The following is a 17623-nucleotide window of genomic DNA, read 5'->3' as shown; positions in this document are numbered from 1 at the left end:
TATGAATCCCTCTTCCAGCAAACTTCCGATTTCCTTTTCAATAGATAAATTACAAAAAGAACTCGCAATATGCGAAGATAATCTATGGACGCCTCATTTTAATACCAATCGTTACGAAGGCAATTGGACAAGTGTTTCTTTAAGATCGCAGTCTGGTTTAATAAATGACATTACCTCTTTTGCAAATGCCGAATATAAAAATACTGATTTGCTGGATCGCTGCCCTTATTTTAAGGAAATTATGGATTGGTTCGAATGCGAAAAAGAAGCGGTACGATTGCTTAGATTAGGAGGCGGAAGCGAAATAAAGGAACATGTAGATAATGACACTTCTTATGAAGATGGGTTTTTTAGAATTCATATTCCAATTATTACGAATCCTGAGGTGTTTTTTTATGTGGATAAAAAACTCGTTCCCATGAAAATGGGTGAATGTTGGTACGCCAATTTTCAACTTCCGCATAGCGTAGCAAATAAAAGTACAGAACCGCGTATTCATCTTACGCTTGATTGTATAAGAAATGATTGGTCTGATAAATTATTTGCAGAAATGGGTTTTGATATTAATTACACTCATCAGGAAGCTCCGTATTCAGATGAAATGAAACAACAGATTATTGCAGAACTTTCTCTAAATCCATCAGAAGCCGGAGCAAAAATTATAGCCAATTTATTAGCAGAATAAAACAAAAAAATGGAAAATATAAATCATCCTCTTGCAAATTGGATTCCGTATAAGTTGATAGAAAAAGATAACAAAGTTTATTTTGAATGGATTTATCTGGCAGATATAAAATATGCTGAACCTTTTTTTGATGAAACAATTTCAAAATGCAGAAGCCACCCCAATAATTCGAGACCATTTAAAGTAATAACAACTGTAGAAAATCTTCTCGATTGGTCTAATGAATTGATCTCGGTCGAATTAAAATCATTGGTTTTTCATGTATCACGATGTGGTTCTACGATGTTGAGTCAGTCTTTGGCAACTTCTGCTGAAAATATCATGATTTCTGAAGTACCAATTATCGATGAAATTTTAAGAAGCAAAAAATTCGATTTAGATCAAAAAAGCACTCTTTTAAAAGCGGTAATAAGATTATTGGGTCAAAAAAGATTTCCGGAGCAAAAGCATTTAATCGTAAAACTGGATGCCTGGCACATATTTAATGCCAGTTTTTTAAGAACAAATTTTCCTGAAACACCTTTTGCACTGCTTTACAGAAATCCGGTTGAGGTTTTAAAATCGCATCAAAAATTGACAGGAATGCATATGGTTCCAAATTTATTGCCATCGAGCGTCTTTGGAATTACAGATAAAGAAATGAGTGAAGTTAGTTTTCATCAATACAAAGCATTGGTTTTAGAGAAATATTTTCAGGAATTCCTGAACTTTTACAAAACAGATCAAAATGTTACGAAATTGAATTATAATGAAGGAATGAAAAATGTGATACAAAAATTTATCTCCTTTATTAATGTTGATTATGCAAATGATGAGCTTGATAAAATGTATGAACGTTTGACGAAACATTCTAAAAATGAAAATGCCGCTTTTACAGGTGATTCTTTTAAAGAAGAAACTTTAGAAATAGATTTTAAGCAGGTAAACATTCTGCATGCAAAATTCAATAATACTTTTGTTGAATACGAAGCGCGTTGAAAATACAGATGAATTTTTCTTTCTGTTTTATTATAATGTATTTTTGCGATAAATAAAATTGAAATGATTGATTTAGATTACCTCGCTTTTCTTGAAAATATACTAACAGATAACCGTAAGGAAAAATTCCTGAAAGTACTGGGAAACAGAACCAAACATTTTACAATTGTTGTAGAAGATGTTTTTCAAATGCATAATACCAGCGCTGTTATGCGCAGTTGTGAGGTTTTTGGAATTCAGGAACTAAATGTGATCGAGCAGCGCTACGGAAAAAAAATCGATAAAGAAATTGCGATGGGCGCTCAAAAATGGGTCGATATTCATCAGTATGATTCGGTAACCAATTGTATTTCGACTTTAAAAAATCAGGGATACCAAATTATTGCCACAACGCCACATGAAAATGATTGTTTACTGGAGGATTTTGATATTACAAAACCAAGTGCTTTATTTTTTGGAACAGAAAGAGACGGTTTGTCAGAGGAGATTCTGGAAAAAGCAGACGGTTTTCTTAAAATTCCGATGGTTGGTTTTACAGAGAGTCTGAATATCTCGGTTTCTGCAGCAATTATCATTCAAAACCTAACAAACAGATTACGAAATTCAGATATTAACTGGCAATTGTCAGAAAATGAAATTCTGGAAAAACGTTTGGCTTGGGCTAAAAATTCAATTAAAGATATTAAGCGAATTGAAGCGAGATACTACGAGGAAAACCCTCGGTAGCTTGGTTTTCCTGCAAGGTTTTCAAAACCTTGTAGGTATTTTTCTAGTGCAGATTTATAATTTAAACCTACAAGGTTTTGGAAACCTTGCAGGTTATAGAAATTTGGTTATTTTTTCAAAAACAAAATAAATCCCAGAATACTAACAATCAGAATTGTCAAAGCTGCCAAAACCATTGTTAGATCGCGAATGTTTTTTCCTGCCCAATCCATAAATAAAAATTTGTGCAGAATAGCAAACGAATAACCCTCGACCATGTCAGAACTTTTAATTACGGCTGCTAATCTTGAAGTGGCTGTTTCTATAAAATAAGTTGTTTTTTCGGGAGTGTCATACGCCAATTTTACAACGGGCAATCTTTTGTTGACAAAGCCATATTCTCTACTTTCAAAATCAGTTAAAACTTTAGATTCTAAGAGTTTTGCATTTTCTAAAGATATTTCCGGTTCATCAGAACTTTCGACCATTTCGCAACAAGCTGCTTTTGGCGCTCCATCTGTAAAATAATAAGCTAGAAATTCGGCATATTCAAGATCAATATTCGGAGTAACTTTATTGGTTGTTGCATTGATATAAACGACTTCAGATTTTTTATCTTCTTTTTTATTCCATTTTGAACCTGAATCTACTTTTGACGTTTTAAATTTTCCTTTTTCGAATAATTGACAACGGAAATAAGTAGTGTCGTTTAAAGTAATAATGCTTGCGTTTTGAAAACGACTCCAGTCTAAATCCAGCGCATTATTTGCCAAAGAAATTTCTTTCGTTTTAAATGTAGGTTCGTAAACCATTTGCGATAAAGTGTAAGGCGTCCACTTTGTGGTGGCGTGATAACCGCCGCTAAAAGCAAAAGTTAAGGTAAAAAGTGAAACCCAGATTCCAATTTGGCGATGGTATTTTCTAAGTCCTTTTTTAGGTTGTATACTATCGGTTTTTTTGAATTGTTTCCATAATAAACCATAAATTAAAATACCGCTCAAGGCAGAAAAACCAATAATAGATAACAAGAAAATCATCGTAATAATTCGGATGCTGTTATTGGTAATGGCGTCGATAAACGACCAGTTATGAAAAGTATCAAAGAACCAAATAAAAGCTTGTCTTGAAGTAGGATTGTACGTTGCCAGTTTGCCCGAAGAAGTTTCTACATAAACCTCCATAGCATCATCGCGATCAAAACTAAGTTTATAAACCGGCAAATAGCGATTTACATATTTGTATTGCGAAGTAAATTCAGTAACAACTTCGCTCTTTTTTACGGCACTTTTTTGATCGTCTAAAAAATATCTGGAAAGCCATTCTGCATATTTTTGATCTCCGTTTTCCAGTTTTTTTGCATTTGAAGTATCAAAATACAACAATTCTCCAAAAATGGTTTTTACCTGATAAAAAGTTGCGTAGTTAAAGGAAACGATTCTAAAATTCTTGAATTGGCTGATTTCGTTTTTTTGTAAAACTTCCTGAATCGAAAAATGCAATTGATTTTTATCAATAATTTGCTGTTCCAGTTTGTCATGTGCAATTTCAGGCTTGAAAAAATGCGCCATAAATGGATGCATCAATCCTGATAATGTCCAGAAGATTACGGGAATAATCGTAATCAAACCAATTGTGCGATGCCACTTGTACATATACTGTTTGATTTTCTTGACGATTTTAGAATCTTTCTTTTTAGACTTTTTTTCTTTTATTTCTTTGCTCATTGTTAGGTTTTTTAGCCCCGATGGAGGCGATATCCTTTTTATGGCTTTTTCTGCCATAAAAAGATAAAGCCGAGAGCGGGATTAGCTTCTAAATAATTATTATTTTTTGCCACAGATTTCACGATTAAAATGATTTTTTACCATTAAGAGATTAAGAAAGTAAAGTTTTGCTTAATGAAACTTAATGTCTTAATGGTTCAATTTAAACATTCTTATAATTCTTTTAATCTGTGGAATCTGTGGCAAAAACTTATTTTTTTAATGAAAAATTATATTGAATTCCAAATACAAAAGTTCTTGGCGCCGCTGCTGTATATGTTGGCTGCGCATTTGTTGTATTGGCTCTTGAAACATTGTAGGCATATAATTTATCGGTTAAATTAAGTACGTTTCCGTAAACTTCGATCCCTTTCCATTGGTAGCCAACTCTTGCGTTGAATATATTATAACCATCATATTTTACGGTGTTGATTTGATCCTGATAGTAACTTCCCACAAGCTGCCATTCTATGGATGTTCTTAGATTTGGAAGCCAGTTTGGATAATAACTTACTTCTGAATTTCCGGACCATTTTGGTGCAGCAGGCATTTCTTTGCCGTTTAAATCCTGAACAGGATCGCTTGGTTTATCTGAAAGTTTGAAATCAATATAAGTGTGTTGTGCATAAGTTCCGCCAAAGCGAATGTTGAATTGTTTTGATGGTCGGTATGAAGCGCCAAACTCAATTCCTTTATGACGCGTTTCTCCGGCAGAACGATAATCGGTTGTATTGTCGGGAAGTTTTACGCTTAAAAGTTCATTTTCTCCCTCCATATAATAAAAGGCATAATCAAAATTTAATTTATTTTGAAGGAAGGAAAGCCATCCGCCAACTTCGTAGTTATCAAAAGTCGCTGGTTCCAGATTATAATAAAAATCAGCAGGAACGCCGGTTGTTCCGCCAGTTCCTGGTTTTGTTCTAAAAATAGATGTGATTCCGGGAGGCGCAAAACCTTGTGAATAATTACCATAAAAACCTCCAAACTCAAACGGATTGTAGTTTGCACCGGCTTTAAAAGTAGCTTTGTCGTAAACTTTGCTTCCGGTAGATTGGTCTAAAGCATTATCGTAATTAACTTTCATATTGTCGTAACGTCCGCCAATTGTGATCACTAATTTTTCAAATGGATTAAAACTCAATTGTGCATATCCGGCTGAATTAAAGATATCAGCAGTATAATCAGCTAATTTAGAATTCGGATGTTCGGCAATAATTTCATAATAATCTACCGTTTGTTTTCCTGCTTCTCCAGGATTTAAATTGGCTTTTAAATCAATAACATAAGACCAATATGTTACCGGAGAATAATCGTATAATGCTCCCGCAACAAGTTTAGCATTTAAGAAATCAAATTTTTGAGTATGTTGTCCAATGGCGCCATAACTTTTAAAATTATTTGAATTTACTTCCCCTTTCGCTGTTGTTGGGTTTACAGTTGGACTCCATTTTATTCCGTACGAAGGATTTTGACCTAATTTATTGTCACGTAAATATCCTGTAATATAACTGCTTGAATTGCTGTTCCAATCATGTTCTAATGTTAATCTTGTTCTCAAAGCATCAGATTTTCTATAAGTAAAATCGGTTGTGCTTTTATAAGTTCTGTTGTTAAAAGCTTGCTCGTCAACCGTTCCGCTCATGTCAGAGTAATATTTTCCATACATCGTATTACTAATCAATCGGGTAGAAGGTGAGATGTTGTAATCGATTCTGGCGTTCAAATTATCTTTGTTATAATCAGAATAAGTCATCCAGCCATTTTCCTGCAAGCTTGAAATTCCGGCAATATGAAAACCAACTTTTCCGATGGTTGCACCACCAGCTGCCTGAAATCTTCTGTAACCATAATTGTCTGCCTGAATACCAAATTTAAATTCAGGATCTACAGGTGGTTTCAGTGAAATTAAATTGATCGTTCCGCCAACAGCTTCAGGACCGTATAAAGAAGAAACCGGACCTTTTACAACTTCAATACTTTGCAAATTATATTGATTAATTTCAAGTAAAGCATTGTGATTGAATATTCCCATTGGGCGAATTGGCAAACCGTCTTCTAAATATAAATAATATGCATTGGTTGTCATTGGCTGACGAATCGACATCATGTGCTGTTCGTTTCCTAAATTAACCATTAAAACTCCCGGCGTTTTATTAATGATTTCGTAAACGGCTGTAGCTTTGGTTTCGTTGATTGTTTTAGCTGTTATTTTACTAATTGCCACAGGGGTTTCTTTACGTAAAGTTGCTGTACGATTGGCTGTTATAAAAACGTTTTCGAGTTCCTGTGATTTGGTTGTGTCTTTTTCGACTTTGTTTTGTGCTAAGACACATTGCCCTATAATCAATAGGGTAAAGTATATTTTTTTCATTTTAAATTATATAAATTTTAAAAGTAACGGACATTTTCCTGGTTTTAGAACAGGAAAAATCTTTTCAATTTGTATTGAAAAGTGTAGCTAAAATTTATATAAAATAGGATGGAGGGTGAAATGTAGAATTTGAAACCGAAATAGGTTTGGTATCGAATGAAGCGAAAAGTTTTGCTTGTGATTCGATTGGTTCTACTAATTTGAAATTATTTGTTGGTGTATTTTGAATGTAAACAACTTCTGCTTTTTCTTTCAGGTTGTTTTGCATTTTCTTTTCGTTATCAGCGTATTTTTTTAAACTCTTTTGAAGCTCGCATCGACCGTTACAGCTATTAAAAATCATTTTTCGCTGTACACAGATGGTTTTTGAAATTTCTTCCTGATTTAATTTGAATGAGGTATAAACAAAGAAACTGCCAAATGATGGCACCAAAAGCATGCAGGAAAGAAATATGATTAGAATTCGCTTCAAAGCTTTTTTGTTGTTTATGATTGCAAAAGTACTGTTTATTCAATTTAGAACGAATTTATTTTTAAATTTTCCGGAAAAAAGTTTTTAGTCACGGTATTCAGTCTCAGTTTAAAGTTTTCAGTGGCAGTTTTCAGTCGCAGACTTAAACTAAAAACTATTTGAAAAGACAAAACCCGACAGGTTTTTAAAACCTGTCGGGTTTGATGTATATAATCTAGAATATCAGACTGTAAACTGAATACTGAGACTAAAAACTATTTAACAAGAACCCAAGCGCCTGATGCAATTAAAGTTTCTGCTTTTTTAAATTTCATTTCTTCGGTTTTACCTGTTGCAACTTCCTGAACTGTTACAGTGTCATTACGGTTGATTTTTGGCATATCTCTTACAATAGTTTCTGTAACCTGACGTTGTTGTGTTTCTCCGGCTTCGCGATTAATATCTTCGCTGTTTACAATTTCGTCTTTGCTTAATTTGAAGTTGTCTTTTTGACGAACTTCTCTTGCTTCGTGAATTTCAGAAGTAACGTTTTGAGCCGGTAAATCACCTTTGAATAAAAATGAGATAACTTCTTTATTAACATTGTCTAACATTCCTCTAAACAAATTAAAAGCTTCTAATTTGTAAATTAGCAATGGATCTTTTTGCTCGTGAACAGCTAATTGAACAGATTGTTTCAATTCGTCCATTTTGCGTAAATGTTTTTTCCAGGCTTCATCAACAATAGAAAGCGTGATATTTTTCTCAAAATCAGCAATTAACTGAGCACCTTCGCTGTCGTAAGCTTTTTTCAAGTCAGTAACCACATTCAAAGTTTTGATTCCGTCAGTAAATGGAACTACGATACGCTCAAAATGATTATTTGGCTCTTCGTAAACTCCTTTAATGATTGGGAAAGCTTCTCTTGCGCTTCTTTCTGTTTTTTCTGTATAGAATGCTAAAGTTTCTTTATAGATTTTTCCTGTGATTTCAATATCAGATAATTTCAGGAAATCAGCTTCTGTAATTGGAGAAGTGATCGAGAAATAACGGATTAAATCAAATTCGAAATTTTTAAAATCGTTAATTGGTTTAGTCTGGCTTACGATTAATTCGCAAGTATCATAAAGCATATTAGCGATATCCAGTTTCAAACGCTCACCAAATAAGGCGTGACGACGACGTTTGTAAACTACTTCACGTTGCGAGTTCATTACGTCATCATATTCTAATAAACGTTTACGAACACCAAAGTTATTTTCTTCTACTTTTTTCTGAGCACGTTCGATAGATTTTGTCATCATAGAATGTTGGATAACTTCACCTTCCTGAAGTCCCATTCTGTCCATAACTTTAGCAACTCTTTCAGAACCAAATAAACGCATTAGGTTATCTTCGAGAGAAACATAAAATTGAGAACTTCCCGGATCTCCCTGACGTCCTGCACGACCACGTAACTGTCTGTCTACACGACGGGAATCATGACGTTCTGTACCCACGATTGCTAAACCTCCGGCAGCTTTTACTTCTGGAGATAATTTAATATCGGTACCACGACCAGCCATGTTTGTTGCAATAGTTACAACTCCGGCTTTTCCTGCTTCTTCAACGATTTGCGCCTCTTGTTTGTGCATTTTTGCATTCAAAACGTTATGTGTAACGCCTCTCATTTTCAACATTCGGCTTAATAATTCTGAAATCTCAACAGAAGTTGTTCCAATTAAAACTGGTCTTCCTGCATTTGATAATTCAGTAACATCTTCAATTACAGCGTTGAATTTTTCACGTGTAGTTTTATAGATATAATCTTCTTTGTCTTGTCTTGAAATCGGACGGTTGGTTGGAATCTCCACAACGTCTAATTTATAAATCTGCCATAACTCGCCAGCTTCTGTAACCGCTGTACCTGTCATACCACCCAATTTGCTGTACATTCTAAAGTAGTTCTGTAATGTAACAGTTGCAAAAGTTTGTGTAGCAGCTTCGATTTTTACATTTTCTTTAGCTTCAATCGCCTGGTGTAAACCGTCAGAATAACGACGACCATCCATGATACGACCAGTTTGCTCATCGACAATCATAATTTTGTTGTCCATGATCACATATTCAACATCTTTTTCGAATAATGCGTATGCTTTTAAAAGTTGAGTAAGAGTGTGAATACGCTCGCTTTTTACTCCAAAATCCTGGAATAATCTTTCTTTGGCTTCTGCTTCACCGTCTTTATCCAGTTTTTGTTTTTCGATAGCAGCGATTTCAGTTCCAATATCCGGAAGTACGAAAAAGTCTGCATCAGTATCTCCTGAAAGGTATTGAATACCGTTATCAGTTAATTCAACCTGATTGTTTTTTTCTTCAATTACAAAATACAAAGCTTCATCCACTTTATGCATTTCACGATTGTTATCCTGCATATATTGATTTTCGGTTTTTTGAAGCAATTGTTTGATTCCTTCTTCACTCAAAAATTTAATTAATGCTTTATTTTTAGGTAAACTTCTGTAAGCTCTTAACAATAAGAATCCACCTTCTTTAGTATTTCCTTCTTTGATTAATTTTTTAGCTTCTGCTAAGAAACCATTCGCTAACTGACGTTGTTGAGAAACTAAGTTTTCGATTTTTGGTTTCAACTCATTAAATTCATGACGATCTCCCTGAGGAACCGGACCTGAAATAATAAGCGGCGTTCTTGCATCATCAATTAATACAGAATCGACCTCATCGACAATAGCGTAGTTGTGTTTTCTTTGTACTAGATCGCTTGGCGAGTGTGCCATGTTATCTCTTAAATAGTCAAAACCAAATTCGTTGTTGGTTCCGTAAGTGATATCTGCGTCGTAAGCTTTTTTTCTTTGTTCAGTACTTGGCTGGTGATTATCAATACAATCAACAGTTAAACCGTGAAATTCGAATAAAGGTGCTTTCCATGTACTATCACGTTTTGCAAGGTAATCATTCACAGTTACTAAGTGAACTCCGTTTCCTGTCAAAGCGTTTAAGTAAAGCGGAAGCGTAGCAACCAAAGTTTTACCTTCACCCGTTTGCATTTCGGCAACTTTACCTTCGTGCAAAACCATACCTCCAATTAACTGAACATCGTAATGAATCATATCCCAGGTAATTTCTTTACCGGCAGCGTTCCATTTATTTGCCCAGGTTGCTTTTTCACCTTCAATAGTGATATATGTTTTTGTAGCTGAAAGTTCGCGGTCTTTTGAAGTTGCAGTAACTTCAATAAAAGAATTGTCTTTAAAACGACGAGCGGTTTCTTTAACAACAGAAAAAGCTTCCGGAAGAATTTCCAATAAAGTTTTTTCTGAAATTTCATAAGCTTCTTTTTCAAGACTATCAATAGCATCATAAAGATCTTCTCTTTTGTCGATGTCTTCGATGTTTTCTACTTCCGCTTTAAGCGAAGCAATTTTAGCATCTTTATCAGCTCTGGCTTCTTTTATTTTCTCTTTAAAAAATGCGGTTCTAGCTCTCAATTCGTCGTGAGACAAACTCATTAAGCTGGTTTCGAATGTTTTAATTTTGTTTAAATAAGGTTGTAAAGCTTTGACATCTTTCTGTGATTTATCACCTACAAAGACTTTAATGATACTGTTTATGAAACTCATGATTTAAGTGTATTTCTATTATATGTAAATGTGTATTTGAACCAAAAAAAAAGCCTCTGTGATGAGACTTTTCCTTTGGTTTATTTTTTAATATTCATCCTCATTCCAAAGATAATCTTCGTCTGTTGGATAATCAGGCCAAATTTCTTCCATTGATTCGTATATCTCACCTTCATCTTCAATTGACTGAAGGTTCTCTACTACTTCTAATGGAGCACCAGCTCTAATAGCGTAGTCAATAAGTTCATCTTTGTTAGCAGGCCATGGCGCATCACTTAAATAAGATGCTAATTCTAATGTCCAATACATCTGTTATCTGTTTAGTTTGTGCAAAAATAAATTTTTTACTGAAAAAGACAAGTAAAATTTGATTTATTTTAAGAAAATTTAAGAACGTCTCTATTAGTTTTCAGTTTTCAGTGCCAGTTTCCAGTCTGAAACTTAAAAACTGCGACTGTTTTTACTCTTTTTCAAAGTATTCAGTTTCGGTGCTAGTTTCCCGTTTAAAGATTGAAACTGCGACTCTTTACTTTCTTTTCAAGAATTCGCCTTTCAGTGTAAAAACTGTGACTGCGACTGTAAACTGTTTACTTTCTCGGAATCCATTTCACTTCATCCGCTTTTAAGTCAGACGACAACTTCCGTGCCAAGACAAAAAGGTAGTCAGAAAGTCGGTTTAAGTACATAATTGCGATTTCAGGAACGTGTTCATTATGGCTTAAATGTACTGCCAAACGCTCTGCACGGCGGCATATACAACGTGCTATATGACAATGTGACACGGTTGAATGACCGCCAGGTAAAACAAAATGAGTCATTTGCGGAAGACTTTCTTCCATTTTATCAATTTCGTTTTCTAATAATTCAATATCAGAATCAATTATTCCAAGGTTTTTTAGTCGTAGTTCGCCATTTTTTAAGACTTCTTTTTCTTGTGGAGTTGCTAAAATTGCTCCAACAGTAAAAAGGCGATCCTGAATTTCTATTAAAATAGTTTTATAATGAGAATCAATTTCCTGATCCCGAATGAGACCTATATAAGAGTTCAATTCATCAACAGTTCCATAGCTGTCAATTCGAATATCATCTTTAGGAACACGCGTACCTCCAAAAAGAGCCGTCGTTCCTTTATCTCCTGTTTTTGTATATACTTTCATTTTTATTTTAGATTGTAGATTTATGATTTTAGATTGAAAAAATATAACTCAAAATTTAGATGTAGAAAATAATCTAAAATCTAAAATCAGAAATCTAAAATTACTTTGTAGTATCACTTTCAATGACACCATCACGTAAACGAATTACACGATGTGCATAGGCTGCGATATCTTCTTCGTGTGTTACCAAAATCACCGTATTTCCAAGAGCATGAATATCTCCAAAAAGTTTCATGATTTCTACAGAAGTTTTACTGTCTAAATTTCCTGTTGGTTCATCGGCTAATATAATAGAAGGTTTATTGACCAAAGCACGGGCAATTGCCACACGCTGACGTTGTCCTCCCGAAAGCTGGTTTGGCTGATGATCCATTCTGTCTGCAAGATTTACTTGGGTTAAAACCTCAACAGCACGTGTATTGCGTTCAGATTTTGAATGTCCGGCGTAAATCATTGGTAAAGCAACATTATCTAAAGCTGTGGTTCTGGGCAAAAGATTAAAAGTTTGAAATACAAACCCAATTTCTTTATTTCGAATTCCCGCCAGTTCATCGTCTTTCATTTGGCTCACATCTTTTCCGTTCAAAACATAATGTCCCGAAGTTGGCGTATCCAGACAGCCCAATAAATTCATTAAAGTCGACTTTCCGGATCCGGAAGGTCCCATTAAAGCTACATATTCTCCTTTGTTGATTTCTAAATCGATTCCTTTTAAAACATAAACGATTTCATTACCAAGTACAAAATCTCGTTTGATGTTAGTTATTTTAATTAATGGATCTGCCATTTCTTTTTACAATTTTGGATTTAAAAGTACGAAACACTTTTCAATAATATATAAGTAGTGCTTAATTGATTTTTGTTACAAGATTGTAAGCAGTAGTAATAGCCTTTTTTAAGAACAATTTCATTTTTTAATAAATTATAATCTAATACAAGAAATAATTGTTATATGATTTTAAAATCATTTTACATAATTATCATATTTTCTAAATTTTATTAAATTATTTTTATTTTAATGATTAAATTTTTAATAATTATTTAGAATAATTCATTTTTTTAACTATATTTGTCTTGTAACTTTTAAAAATCAAAATTATGAAAAACATACAAATTTTATCAGGAATTGCATTAATTGCATTAAGTTTTACATCATGTAAAGACGAAAAACAAGAACAAGCTAAAAAAACAATCGACGCATACGTAACGTATGTAGATTCAGTAAAAAATGTAAAAGCTGATGACTTAAAAGCAGATTGGAAAGATGTTGAAGCAGAATACAACAGAAGAGCTGAAAATGCACAATTGGCGCTTGCAGATATTAAAGACAATGCCGCTGAAACTGAAAGAATTAATGAAAGCAAAACGAAGTATGAGGAGTTTAAAACCGGAATGGCTGCAGCTCTTGCGCCTCCAGCGGTATCACCTAAACAACAATTGCGTAATGCATTATTTGGAGAAGGAAAAATTGGTGATGATATGAGTTTTGCCTGGGTAAATGCTCAAAACATTCATAGTGTATACCAACAATTTGTACATACTGTAGAAAATAATAAAGACAGTTATTCTCGTGAAGACTGGGATGAAATTAAATTAATGTATGAAGCATTAGACAGTCGTAAAAATACAGTTGAAAAAGAAGGACTTTCATCAGAAGATAACAGAAAAATTGCAGGTTTAAAAATTAAATTTGCTCCAATGTATACTGTTAACAGAATGGGAGCTAAATCTGAAGAAACAGCAGCAGCTAAAAAATAAGTTATTGGTTTAAATTTAGATTTGAAAAATGGCAATCAGAAATGGTTGCCATTTTTTTATGCTCTTAAAATAAAATGTTCCTTTTTTTGTTCGCGTCTGAAAAATACAAATCCCCATTGAAAAGTGTCTATTGTTACGATTACTTTAGGATGATTTTTAATAATTTCCCAAGCTTCTTCCATTTCTGCCGACCAATGAATGTCATCAAATATCCAAACAGAATCATTGTCAATAGTTGGCAATAATAGATCAAAATAAGCTAAAGTTGCTTTCTTAGAATGATTACCGTCGAAATAGATTAGATTGAAGTTCTCAGTCTCAGTTTTCAGTCTCAGTTGAATGTCCTGAAAATAGCTTTCAAATTCTGTTATAACGCAATTAACATTATTGAAATTGAATTTTTGCAATTGTGATTGACCTTGATTTGCCGTTTGCGGACAGCCTTCGAGTGTAATTACTTTTGCTTTCGTCCCGAGGCTTCGAGACCCTAAAGCAAGGGCAGAAGTAGCCAAACCCAATGAAGTTCCTATTTCGAGAATGTTTTTGGGTTCAAAATATCGGGTTACACGAAATAACAATTCAGCTCTTTTTGGAGAAATTCCGGCAGTTTTAGCAATTTTAGAAATTTGCCTTCTATTCGATTTAAAAACTCTTGATCCTGCACCAAAATCAGTAACTTCTATGAAATTTTTATTCGCTAAAAGGGATTTTCTGTAATTTTTTAAAATAGAATATTCCGGCTTATCTTTTTTATCATAAAAACATTTCGTCAATAAATGGAATACAAATGGCGAATGTACTGCATGTTCATTTTTAGAATGCCACAAGAATTTGAGATATGATTGTATTTGAAACAGCATAAAAGTATTTTCAGGAAAACGCGAAGATACAAATCAGCTATCTTTAATCAAAAGAAATAAAAAAGCCCGATCGTTATTAGATCGGGCTTTTTATAATGTATTTTAATGACAGATTATCTGTAGATATTCTCTCCTTTATTTGATTTCCATTGTTGTTCAAAGTATTCAGCATCTTCATCATTACGAGTGTGAACACCTAAAACTACGTGACCATCTTTAATACCTGATTCGTAAACTTTTGCTCTTTCTTCAGGAATACCAGAACCCACCAAAGCACCAATTAAACCACCAGTAATTCCTCCGGCACCGGCACCGGCTAATCCTGCTGCAAGCGGACCCGCAATAATTAGTCCTAAACCAGGAATAACAAGACTTGTTCCTAAAGCTGCGATAACGCCTACGATTGCGCCAATAGTTCCTCCAATTGCAGAACCTGTTCCAGCTGTTTCTGCTGCTTTTGTTCCTAATTCAGAGTGATCGTCTTTATCAGAATAATGTTTTTTTCTTGTATCGTCAGACATAATAAGATTGATTTCATCTTTTGTATATCCTCTTTCACTTAATGTTTCGTAAGCTCTTTCTGTACTATCTCTATCAGAAAACATTCCTGTTAGCATTGTACGTTTGTTACTGTCTGGGTTATGTAAATTTTCCATTTGTATATATTTTAAATTGTGAATTCGTTTTCACTTATACAAATCTCGTTAAACCACTTTATTTATATTTATACAATTATTCCAAATTCTTACATACTGATTTTAACATTTTCGGAATTTTAAGCACTTTTTTTGATAGTCTATTGAAAACTTTAAAAAATCTGGGTTTAGTGTTAGTCTCAGTTTTCAGTCTCAGTTTTCAGTCTCAGTGGATTGGTTTTTTAAAAATAGGTTTTTTCTTATTTTTTATATATCCTTGTGAAAAACTAAACAATGGATTTTAAAGAATTACTGGCTTACAAAAAATCGTTTGAACTTGCGATGGAAATATTTGAACTTTCTAAGTCATTTCCGAAGGAAGAAAAATATTCTTTAACAGATCAAATAAGGCGTTCTTCCAGAAGTGTTTCGGCAAATATTGCAGAATCATATAGGAAGAGACGATATGTAAACCACTTTATAAGTAAACTAACGGATAGTGATGCTGAAAATTCGGAAACCAATGTTTGGTTAGAATTTTCGCTCAAATGTAAATACATCAATGAAAAAACATTTGAAAGTTTAAATTATAAAAGTCACGAAATTGGAAAACTAATAAATTACATGATAAACAATCCTGGTAAATTTGGATGCAATACATAATTTCTCAAACTAAAAAATGAAAACTGAAAACTGAGACTGAAAACTAAAAACTATCCCTCGATCTTAGCCGAAAGCTCAAACCAACGTTCTTCTTTCTGATCTATTTTATTGATGATATTTTGCAGTTCATTTGCTTTTTTCTCGATATCTGCGTCGGCAACTTTTCCGTCAGAGAATAACTGTTCGATTTTAGTTTTATCAATTTCCAGATCTTTAATTTCTCTTTCTAGTTTTTGATATTCTTTTTGCTCGTTGAAACTCAGATTTCCTGTTGGATTATTTTGTTTCCAGTCTTTTTTGTCGGCTTTGTTTTCTTCTTTTTGAGCAACATCGGCGCTGTCTTCATAAGCTCTAAAATCAGAATAGTTTCCTGGAAAGCTTTCGATTTCTCCTTTTCCTCTAAAGATAAATAAGTGATCTACAATTTTATCCATAAAATAACGGTCGTGCGAAACCACCAATAAACATCCCGGATAATCTAAAAGGAAACTCTCTAAAACGTTCAATGTTACAATATCTAAATCATTTGTAGGCTCATCGAGAATCAAAAAGTTAGGATTCTGAATTAAAACAGTACATAAATACAAACGTTTTAATTCGCCACCGCTTAATTTTTCGACAAAATCATATTGTTTTTTGGCATCAAAAAGAAAACGTTCCAACAATTGCGAAGCCGAAATCATTCGTCCTTTTGCAAGCGGAATAAATTCTCCGTATTCTTTAATAATATCTATAACACGCTGATTTGGTTTCGGGTTGATTCCGCTTTGCGTATAATATCCAACTTTTATAGTTTCACCTTTTACTACGCGTCCGCTATCTAATGGAATTGTTCCGGTAAGAAGATTTAAGAAAGTCGATTTTCCGGTTCCGTTTTTACCAATAATTCCAATACGTTCTCCACGCTGAAAATCAAAACTAAAATTGTCAAGAATAACGTGATCTTTGAATTTTTTAGAAATTTTGTGAAGCTCGATAATCTTGCTTCCCATACGTTCCATATTAATTTCAAGTTCAACTTTATTTTCGAGACGACGGCTTTGTGCTTTTTCTTTAATTACATAAAAATCATCCTGACGAGATTTTGATTTTGTAGTTCTCGCTTTTGGCTGACGGCGCATCCATTCTAATTCTTTTACGAATAAGTTTTTTGCTTTGTCAACGCTGGCATTTTCAGAAGCGATTCTCTCTTCTTTTTTCTCTAAGTAATAAGAATAATTTCCTTTGTATTGGTATAATTTACCATTGTCAAGTTCGATGATTTCATTACAAACACGCTCCAAAAAGAAACGGTCGTGCGTAACCATAAACAATGTAATGTTTTCTTTTGCAAAATAACTTTCCAGCCATTCGATCATTTCAAGATCTAAGTGGTTGGTTGGCTCATCAAGAATCAATAAATCTGGGCGATTAATCAAAATGATTGCCAATGATAGACGTTTCTTTTGTCCACCAGAAAGATTTTTTACTTTAAGTTTAAAATCTTCCAGTTTTAATTTAAATAAAATTTGCTTGTATTGCGTTTCAAAATCCCACGCATTATGCTGATCCATTCCGTCAAAAGCTTTTTGGTATGCTTCTTCGTCATCCGGATTTTCAAGTGCTTTTTCGTAAGCCTCAATTACTTTCAGCGTTTCATTATCTGAAGCAAAAATACTTTCTTCAATCGTTAATTCCTCCTGTAGATTATTATCCTGAGAAAGAAACGCCATTCTAATTCCTTTTCTCAAAACAACCTGACCCGTATCTGGTTCGTCCAAACCATTGATAATACTCATAATGGTTGTTTTTCCGGAACCATTTTTGGCAATAAAAGCTATTTTTTGGTCTTTATTAATACCAAATGAAATGTTGTCAAATAATGTTCTTTCACCAAAAGACTTCGATATGTTTTCTACAGATAAGTAATTCATGTTATTAAGTTGCTTAAAATCAAATAATTGTAATGTTTTTAAACATACAGGTCTCTAATTTAGT

General features: G+C 33.6%; 15 protein-coding genes. 5 read left to right on the top strand and 10 right to left on the bottom strand.

Annotated features, from left to right (window positions below; all coding sequences use genetic code 11):
* Position 1 precedes the first annotated feature (1 nt).
* From OLM54_RS11230 to OLM54_RS11220, 3 genes are all read left to right on the top strand, one after another.
* The gene (locus OLM54_RS11230; protein ID WP_264534732.1) at positions 2–685 is read left to right on the top strand and encodes an aspartyl/asparaginyl beta-hydroxylase domain-containing protein; all 684 of its coding nucleotides are present in this window, start codon (positions 2–4) and stop codon (positions 683–685) included.
* A 9-nt stretch (positions 686–694) separates the two neighbouring features.
* Positions 695–1663 (top strand): sulfotransferase family protein, encoded by a 969-nt coding sequence (locus tag OLM54_RS11225; protein WP_264534731.1) that lies wholly within the window; start codon positions 695–697, stop codon positions 1661–1663.
* Between the two features lie 63 nt (positions 1664–1726).
* Positions 1727–2389 carry a TrmH family RNA methyltransferase gene (locus OLM54_RS11220; protein WP_264534730.1) on the top strand — a complete coding sequence of 221 codons (663 nt, stop codon included), beginning with the start codon at positions 1727–1729 and terminating at the stop codon, positions 2387–2389.
* A gap of 107 nt (positions 2390–2496) precedes the next feature.
* Here OLM54_RS11220 and OLM54_RS11215 read toward each other — a convergent pair whose 3' ends face one another.
* The 7 genes from OLM54_RS11215 to OLM54_RS11185 all read right to left on the bottom strand — a co-directional run bounded on the left by OLM54_RS11215 (position 2497) and on the right by OLM54_RS11185 (position 12517).
* The gene (locus OLM54_RS11215; protein WP_264534729.1) at positions 2497–4092 is read right to left on the bottom strand and encodes a PepSY-associated TM helix domain-containing protein; all 1596 of its coding nucleotides are present in this window, start codon (positions 4090–4092) and stop codon (positions 2497–2499) included.
* Between the two features lie 250 nt (positions 4093–4342).
* Positions 4343–6502 carry a TonB-dependent receptor gene (locus OLM54_RS11210; protein ID WP_264534728.1) on the bottom strand — a complete coding sequence of 720 codons (2160 nt, stop codon included), beginning with the start codon at positions 6500–6502 and terminating at the stop codon, positions 4343–4345.
* A gap of 94 nt (positions 6503–6596) precedes the next feature.
* Positions 6597–6974, bottom strand: a complete 378-nt coding sequence (locus tag OLM54_RS11205) for a hypothetical protein (RefSeq protein WP_264534727.1) — start codon at positions 6972–6974, stop codon at positions 6597–6599.
* A 254-nt stretch (positions 6975–7228) separates the two neighbouring features.
* Positions 7229–10573 carry a preprotein translocase subunit SecA gene (secA, locus tag OLM54_RS11200; protein ID WP_264534726.1) on the bottom strand — a complete coding sequence of 1115 codons (3345 nt, stop codon included), beginning with the start codon at positions 10571–10573 and terminating at the stop codon, positions 7229–7231.
* Between the two features lie 87 nt (positions 10574–10660).
* Positions 10661–10882, bottom strand: a complete 222-nt coding sequence (locus tag OLM54_RS11195) for a DUF2795 domain-containing protein (protein WP_007138072.1) — start codon at positions 10880–10882, stop codon at positions 10661–10663.
* 278 nt (positions 10883–11160) lie between these two features.
* Positions 11161–11730: a cob(I)yrinic acid a,c-diamide adenosyltransferase gene (locus tag OLM54_RS11190; protein WP_264534725.1), complete on the bottom strand. Its 570-nt coding sequence runs from the start codon at positions 11728–11730 to the stop codon at positions 11161–11163.
* Between the two features lie 100 nt (positions 11731–11830).
* Positions 11831–12517: an ABC transporter ATP-binding protein gene (locus tag OLM54_RS11185; protein ID WP_264534724.1), complete on the bottom strand. Its 687-nt coding sequence runs from the start codon at positions 12515–12517 to the stop codon at positions 11831–11833.
* 311 nt (positions 12518–12828) lie between these two features.
* Here OLM54_RS11185 and OLM54_RS11180 point away from each other — a divergent pair, with 311 nt between their 5' ends.
* Positions 12829–13488 carry a DUF6565 domain-containing protein gene (locus tag OLM54_RS11180; protein WP_264534723.1) on the top strand — a complete coding sequence of 220 codons (660 nt, stop codon included), beginning with the start codon at positions 12829–12831 and terminating at the stop codon, positions 13486–13488.
* Positions 13489–13544: 56 nt separating this feature from the next.
* Here OLM54_RS11180 and OLM54_RS11175 read toward each other — a convergent pair whose 3' ends face one another.
* Complete coding sequence (locus OLM54_RS11175) at positions 13545–14348, bottom strand: O-methyltransferase (protein ID WP_264534722.1); 804 nt, start codon at positions 14346–14348, stop codon at positions 13545–13547.
* A 113-nt stretch (positions 14349–14461) separates the two neighbouring features.
* On the bottom strand, positions 14462–15004 hold the full coding sequence (locus tag OLM54_RS11170) for a hypothetical protein (protein ID WP_264534721.1): 543 nt from the start codon (positions 15002–15004) through the stop codon (positions 14462–14464).
* Between the two features lie 273 nt (positions 15005–15277).
* Between OLM54_RS11170 and OLM54_RS11165 the strand changes: the two genes are divergently transcribed.
* Positions 15278–15646 (top strand): four helix bundle protein, encoded by a 369-nt coding sequence (locus OLM54_RS11165; protein WP_264534720.1) that lies wholly within the window; start codon positions 15278–15280, stop codon positions 15644–15646.
* A gap of 50 nt (positions 15647–15696) precedes the next feature.
* Here the strand turns inward: OLM54_RS11165 and OLM54_RS11160 are convergent, their stop codons facing one another.
* A complete protein-coding gene (locus OLM54_RS11160; protein ID WP_264534719.1) occupies positions 15697–17559 on the bottom strand; it encodes an ABC-F family ATP-binding cassette domain-containing protein in 1863 nt (620 codons plus the stop codon).
* Positions 17560–17623: the final 64 nt, after the last annotated feature.

Source organism: Flavobacterium sp. N1736 (assembly GCF_025947065.1).
Classification (GTDB): domain Bacteria; phylum Bacteroidota; class Bacteroidia; order Flavobacteriales; family Flavobacteriaceae; genus Flavobacterium.
This window is presented reverse-complemented; position numbering and strand designations above follow the sequence as displayed.